This window comes from Pedobacter sp. 01N416 (assembly GCF_056399685.1).
The window spans coordinates 1-6,869 of the sequence record NZ_JBFTRT010000284.1 but is presented as its reverse complement, the minus strand read 5'-3'; the positions used below and the strand labels follow the sequence as shown (position 1 = coordinate 6,869).

The window sequence follows — 6,869 nt, the reverse complement described above, 5'->3', positions numbered from 1 at the left end:
CGGTTAAAGCGGATAATGAATAGCAAGAAAAAAGATGATATTAAAGAAAAGCCAGCCGTAATCAGGTACCTGGTTTATACACATGGATTAAAAACGCTGCAACCTTTTACGAAAAAAGATCTCAGTAAAATTGAGGAAAAGATAGATGGCGCAAATAACTACCGTTATAGCATGCGGATTGATAAGGTAGATACAGCATTGGCAATTTTTAAGATTAAAGACGATTTGGTATATGACCAGGGTGTGAATATTACCCTTCAAAATGATGAAAACCAGGTTTTAAACATTAAGGGCTATGATTACCTGATCGAGCTAAGCGGGTATCCAGAGGAAAAAGTTACACGGCTTTACAGTACTGATTTAACAACAAATAAAATCGGATCAAAAATTTCGTTATTGGTTAACAATCAGCCAGCGCTGCATATCGATTTAAAAGAATTATTTGCTCAGGCCACTAAAGCATATAAAAACGGGACTTTAGAAGCTTCGAATAAAAAACAGGAATACTTGTACCCAGCAAAGCTGATGAGCATATCTAAAAATATTAATGGATATAACTATACCATTGTGGTTACTTCATTAGAGGGCACATTTTACGAAAATGATCATAATGATAATTCATGGTTTGAGGCAAAAAGTTATCTGCTCATTAAAAAACTTTAAGTTAACCTATTTCTTAGTAAATGGCCGATCGTTAAACAGATCGGCCGTTTTTGGCTGTAGGTGTTTCTAAAAATCAACACCATTTCGTATAGGTTTACCGCGTTAAGATCGCTTTTACAAATCAAATTTTATCCCCTGTGCTAAAGGCAGCGTGTTCGAATAATTGATGGTATTGGTTTGTCTGCGCATATAAGCTCTCCATGCATCCGATCCGCTTTCCCTGCCACCACCTGTTTCTTTTTCTCCACCAAAAGCACCGCCAATTTCTGCGCCCGAAGTACCAATATTTACATTGGCTATGCCACAGTCAGAGCCTTTAGCCGATAAGAATTGCTCTGCCTCTCTTAAATTCAAAGTCATAATGGCCGATGATAATCCTTGCGGAACGGCATTTTGCAAAGCAATGGCCTCATCTAATGTTTTGTATTTAATCAGATATAAAATCGGCGCAAATGTTTCGTGCTGAACAATCTTAAAATCATTCTGAACTTCGGCAATACATGGTTTTACATAACACCCACTTGTATAGGCATTGCCCGATAAAACGCCGCCCTCTACCACAAAATTGCCACCCTCTTCCTTACATTTTGTAATCGAAGCTAAGTATGCTGCAACCGCATCGGTATCAATCAGCGGTCCCACATGGTTATTTTGATCTAAGGGATCTCCAATACGCAACTGTTCGTAAGCTTTAACCAGTTTAGCGGTAAAAGCATCATATACACTTTCGTGGATAATTAGTCTCCTGGTAGAGGTACAACGCTGGCCTGCGGTACCAACAGCACCGAATACCGCCCCAATTAAACTCATATCTAAATCAGCATGTTCTGAAATGATAATGGCATTATTACCACCAAGTTCAAGCAAACTTTTTCCTAACCTTGCGCCTACTGCAGCGCCAACTGCTTTACCCATACGCGTAGATCCGGTGGCAGAAATTAAAGGGATGCGGCCATCATTTGTCATGAGTTCGCCAACTTCCCTATCGCCTAAAACCAGGTTGCAAACCCCTTCGGCTATATCGTTATCTTTAAAAACCTTTGCAATAATATGTTGACAGGCGATTGCGGTTAGCGGTGTCTTTTCCGATGGTTTCCAGATGCAAACATTGCCACAAACCAGGGCCAGGGCGGTATTCCAGCTCCAAACTGCTACCGGGAAATTAAAGGCAGAAATGATTCCTACAATGCCCAGTGGATGCCATTGCTCGTACATGCGGTGGCTTGGGCGTTCACTGTGCATGGTTAAGCCATAAAGCTGCCTGGATAAACCCACTGCAAAATCACAGATATCGATCATTTCCTGCACTTCACCAAACCCTTCCTGTAAACTTTTCCCCATCTCGTAAGAAACCAGAGTGCCCAATGCGTCCTTATTTTCGCGTAGTGCATCACCAAACTGGCGCACAATTTCTCCTCTTTTTGGAGCCGGAACCGTACGCCATGCTGTAAATGCTTCCTGCGCTTTAAGTACAACAGCGTCATAATCAGCAGCACTGGCAACCTTAGCCGAAGCAATCAGTTTGCCATCAACAGGAGAAAAACTTTCTAATGTATTTACATTAAGTTCGCCGCCCCAATTGCTGCCTGTACTATAGGCGGCGTTGCTCGCATTAATCCCCAGTTTGTTTAAAATGGATTGAATATCTGTAGTCATATATCTAACGATTTACACAAAAAAACAAAAAATTAGCTGAAAGGAGGTCAAATTCTACGCTTTAAATTATTTCCATAATCAATATCTTCCTTTAAGCATAACCAGGTGTAAATAAGGCTATAAATTTGTGTTTTTTGCTTTGCAATATAAATAGCGTAGTTTTCCAAAAGAATAATGATATCAAATTAGACTTCAGTTGTTATAAAATAGAAAGATGAAAATAAAATTATTACTCGTTGCTTTTTTAGGGTTCAGTATTACCCTTTCGGCACAAACAAAAAAGGCGACTAACTCGCTCTTGTGGGAAATTTCTGGTAATGGACTAAAAAAGCCATCCTATCTATTTGGCACCCATCATTTAATAGGGGCTAAATTTGCAGATACGATGAAGGTTCTGCAGGAAAAGTTTAAAGCTACAGACGCAGTAGTGGGCGAAATTGTAATGGATAGTACTATGCAAACTAAAATGGCACCTTTTTTAGTGATGAAAAATAATACACTGGATAGTTTATTAACAATGTCAGAATATAAGGAAGTAGAAGATTATTTCAAAAGCAAACAACCAGGTTTTGAATTAAAGCAACTGAACAATTTCAAGCCCGCAGTGGTAGCAATAACAATGATCCTTTTTGAGAACCCACATATGTTAAAAGATATAGGTAAAGGTATGGATGAGAGCTTTCAGAAATATGCCAAAAAAAATGGAAAATCTTTATATGGTTTGGAAACAGCCGAATATCAGGGGGCACTTTTATTTGATAGTGATCTGCAAAAACAAAAGAAAGCATTGCTAAAATCGATCCGAGAAGTAGATAAAAGCAAACAAAAAATGGAGGAACTGAAAACTTATTACATCACTCAGGATATAGACAAATTAACTGAACTCTTTAAAAATCAAGACAAGGAAAACAAAGAATTTATGACCGAGCTCTTAAAAAACCGAAATAAAAGATGGTTAGATCAGCTGCCAGCCCTAATGCAGAAGCAATCGTTATTTATTGTGGTTGGAGCGGGACATTTAGTTGGTGCTGAAGGTTTAATAAAAGGGTTGCAGCTTAAAGGTTACATTTTAAAGCCCGTAGCAACTAATTAATATTTCAATGTGTTTGTAAAAAACAAAAGAAAGGGAGCTACATTTGCGTTTTTACTTTAACACAAACATCAGTGTTCAAAATAAAACTAATTTGTAGAAACATAAAAATGAATAAAAAAATTATTGCCTGTGGTGTGATGCTGGCTTCTGCTTTTACGGCTAATCCACTTTTTGCACAGGATCAGCCCGTAGAAAAATCGAACAACTTAAATGTTTACCGTGTAACTGCAACTAAAGTTAACGATCTGGTTCATACCAAACTCGATGTATCTTTTGATTATGCAAAGCGATACCTATACGGTAAAGAGTGGGTTACTTTAAAACCTCATTTTTATGCTACCGACTCTTTAACCCTCGATGCGCAGGGAATGGATATTAAAACCATTGCATTGGTTGGCGCAAAAGGAAATACCCCGCTTAAATATGTCTATAAAGATAATAAGCTTTATATCACCCTAAATAAAAAGTACACCAATACCGAAAAGTATACAGTGTATATTGCTTACACCGCTAAACCCGATGAATTGAAAGTAAAGGGGAGTGCTGCCATAACCGATGCTAAAGGTTTATATTTTATCAACCCAGATGGTACCGATAAAAACAAACCAACACAGATCTGGACACAGGGTGAAACTGAATCATCTTCGGCTTGGTTTCCAACTATCGATAAACCTGATCAGAAAACTACCGAAGAGATTTCGATAACGGTAAAATCGAAATACACAACGCTTTCTAACGGAAAATTAGTGAGCCAGAAAGCCAATGCAGATGGAACAAGGACCGATACCTGGAAAATGGATCTGCCACATTCGCCATATTTATTTATGATGGCAGTAGGCGAATTCAAAATCACAAAAGATACCTATAAAAGTAAGGAAGTAAGTTATTACCTGGAGCCAAAATTTGCGCCCTATGCCAAGCAGATTTTTGGCAAAACACCTGATATGATCCAGTTTTACAGCAATTTGTTAGGTGTAGATTATCCATGGAACAAATATGCGCAGGTGGTAGCCAGAGATTACGTTTCGGGCGCAATGGAAAATACTACGGCTACATTACACGGCGAACAGGTACAGAAAACAGATCGCGAGTTATTGGATGAAAATGAAGAAGGAACCATTGCACATGAACTTTTTCACCAATGGTTTGGTGATTATGTGAYCGCAGAGTCGTGGTCTAACTTAACCATGAACGAATCTTTTGCCACCTTTGGTGAAGTGATCTGGCACGGACATGATGCCGGGCAAGATGCAGAAGACAAATCACGTTACGATAAATTACAATCTTATTTAGGATCGACCAAAAAAGGAGAAAGCCCTGTTTTAGCCCGCTTTTATTATGGCGACAAGGAAGATATGTTCGATAACATCAGCTATGCTAAAGGATCGATTATTTTATATGCCCTAAAAAATCAAATGGGCGATGCCGCTTTCTACAAATCACTTAACCGTTACCTCACCACCAATGCCTTTAAAAATGGCGAAACACACCAATTGCGTTTGGCTATGGAAGAGGTTACCGGAAAAGACTGGAGCCCTTATTTTAATCAGTGGTATTACAATGGTGGTCACCCGGTTTTAAGTATTGATTATGGTTACGAAAACGGCAAGGCAACAATTAAGGTTAAACAAACACAAGATTCGAGCGTGCAGATCTTTACACTGCCGATCAAAATTGATATTTATGCAGGAGGTAAAAAAATCAGAAAGGAAATTCTGATCAATAGCCGAGAGCAGAACTTTAGTTTCGAGGTGAGTGCTAAACCCGATTTAATCGATTTTGATGTAGATAAAATTTTAGTGGGCGAAACCAATGATAATAAAACTGCTGAAAACTATTATTTTCAATACAAAAATGCGCCTAGCTATGCCAATAGAATCGAAGCCCTGCAGTTTATTATGCAGAGCAAAGCCAAAAGCGGCCAGCTGGTGTTGCTAGAAGGTTTAAAGGATAAATCGGCAGATTTACGCGCTTTAAGCATTGATGGGATTAACCTGGATGATGCTCAGATTAAAGCAGCAGCTTTACCGGTTTTACTTCAGATGGCCAAAACAGATAAAAATACCGAAGCAAGATCAGCTGCAATTGTGAAATTGGCTGAAACTGGCGATCAGGCTTATAAAACTTTAGTGTTAGAAAGCTTAAAAGATAGGTCGTACAAGGTAATTGCTGCCGGTGTTGATGGTTTAGCCAAACTGGCCCCACAAGAGAGCATTGCGGCTTTAGCATCGTTAGATGAAGATACGAAAGCGCATATAGCACCTTCTATTGCAACGTTATATATCGACGAACCAAAAGATGAATATCAGGCATTTTATGATACTTTGTAGATGCGTCATTCCCAACTTGATTGGGAATCTTAATGCAGTGAGCTTTAAGATTCCCACCTGTGTGGGAATGACGATCGTTCTTTTACAATCTGCCAAAGCTGGCTATTTGGCCTTTAAGGATTACATCCCTCTTTTCTCCTGGTATCAATAATATAAACAATTTGCCAGCCCTTGTCTCCTTTTACCAGCTGAAAGGAATTTACCCCACAATGACTAAATTTTTCGCCCAGATAAAATTTATAGTCTGTCCAAACAGAAGCCAAAGGACCATCGATTAATATTTTGGTAAACACAATACGCTCATCGTATTTTTCCTGGTGTGGAGTGCCGATAAATTTGATAAAGTCGTTAACAGATTCCGTGCGTATATTCACCTTACCTTCTTTGTTAACTATGGTTTGCATAATCGCTGCAGGTGCAAAGGCGGTTCTTGTTAAAGTGCTGTCTTCAGTCTTCATACCGGTAAAAAGGTTATTTATAATTTTTTTGACGGCACTTTCTTCATCGCTTTGCGCAAAGGTATTTGTAGCAAAACCTAATAAAAACAGGGCAAAAATGACTAATCCTTTCATGACTTCTTAATTACGTATATACCATAAATTTATAGTATTTTTGTCAAAGAAGGGAAAAGGAACCGCGATGTTGCAAAAAATCTATCGATTATCCACACATCTTAATCACAGTCAATACGCTTTATAGTCAGCTATTTACGCTGTTTTCGCCAGTTGATGTTAATAATTATTTTAAAAACGGATAATTAAAACTTGTAAACTTATAATGTGTTTTTCTGCTAATTGGCACGGTTCTTTAATAGTATAATATATGGAAGAAGAATTCTTTTTTGAATCCAACGAAGATGCACAACGCTCGGTAGAACGTTACGAAGAAATGCTCCGCAACCAGGATCAGTATTTCTTCGATGCAGGGGCATTCGAATACATTGTAGATTTCTACATTGAGAAAAATGATCCGGTCAAAGCTTTGCAGGTTGTTGATTTTGCAATCAGTCAGCACCCTTATGCAACAGTGTTTTTAATCAAACAGGCTCATCTTTACATTTTAACCAACAATAACGAAAAGGCTTTTATTGCCTTGCAAAAGGCTGAGCTTTTAGAGCCGTCAGAACC

General features: G+C 38.5%; 5 protein-coding genes and 1 pseudogene. 4 read left to right on the top strand and 2 right to left on the bottom strand.

Annotation, left to right across the window (positions count from 1 at the left end; translation table 11 throughout):
* Window positions 1-663: hypothetical protein (locus tag AC1DND_RS16095; protein WP_477583106.1), on the top strand; the 663-nt coding region annotated here is incomplete at its 5' end.
* Between the two features lie 114 nt (window positions 664-777).
* Here the strand turns inward: AC1DND_RS16095 and amaB are convergent.
* Window positions 778-2,319 (bottom strand): L-piperidine-6-carboxylate dehydrogenase, encoded by a 1,542-nt coding sequence (amaB, locus tag AC1DND_RS16090; protein ID WP_477583104.1) that lies wholly within the window; start codon window positions 2,317-2,319, stop codon window positions 778-780.
* A 214-nt stretch (window positions 2,320-2,533) separates the two neighbouring features.
* On the opposite strand from amaB, the gene AC1DND_RS16085 reads away from it, so the two are divergent.
* Both AC1DND_RS16085 and AC1DND_RS16080 read left to right on the top strand, forming a co-directional pair.
* The gene (locus AC1DND_RS16085; protein WP_477583102.1) at window positions 2,534-3,412 is read left to right on the top strand and encodes a TraB/GumN family protein; all 879 of its coding nucleotides are present in this window, start codon (window positions 2,534-2,536) and stop codon (window positions 3,410-3,412) included.
* 107 nt (window positions 3,413-3,519) lie between these two features.
* The gene (locus tag AC1DND_RS16080) at window positions 3,520-5,742 is read left to right on the top strand and encodes a M1 family aminopeptidase (RefSeq protein WP_477583101.1); all 2,223 of its coding nucleotides are present in this window, start codon (window positions 3,520-3,522) and stop codon (window positions 5,740-5,742) included.
* A 113-nt stretch (window positions 5,743-5,855) separates the two neighbouring features.
* Here AC1DND_RS16080 and AC1DND_RS16075 read toward each other — a convergent pair whose 3' ends face one another.
* Window positions 5,856-6,314, bottom strand: a complete 459-nt coding sequence (locus AC1DND_RS16075; RefSeq protein ID WP_477583099.1) for a nuclear transport factor 2 family protein — start codon at window positions 6,312-6,314, stop codon at window positions 5,856-5,858.
* Window positions 6,315-6,564: 250 nt separating this feature from the next.
* On the opposite strand from AC1DND_RS16075, the pseudogene AC1DND_RS16070 reads away from it, so the two are divergent.
* A pseudogene (locus AC1DND_RS16070) lies at window positions 6,565-6,869 on the top strand (tetratricopeptide repeat protein); the annotation flags it as partial.

What these genes read in the sequence shown, in the direction of transcription:
- AC1DND_RS16075 (WP_477583099.1), bottom strand. Translation starts at nt 6,314, where the DNA reads ATGAAAGGATTAGTCATTTTTGCCCTGTTTTTATTAGGTTTTGCTACA.
- amaB (WP_477583104.1), bottom strand. Translation starts at nt 2,319, where the DNA reads ATGACTACAGATATTCAATCCATTTTAAACAAACTGGGGATTAATGCG.
- AC1DND_RS16085 (WP_477583102.1), top strand. Translation starts at nt 2,534, where the DNA reads ATGAAAATAAAATTATTACTCGTTGCTTTTTTAGGGTTCAGTATTACC.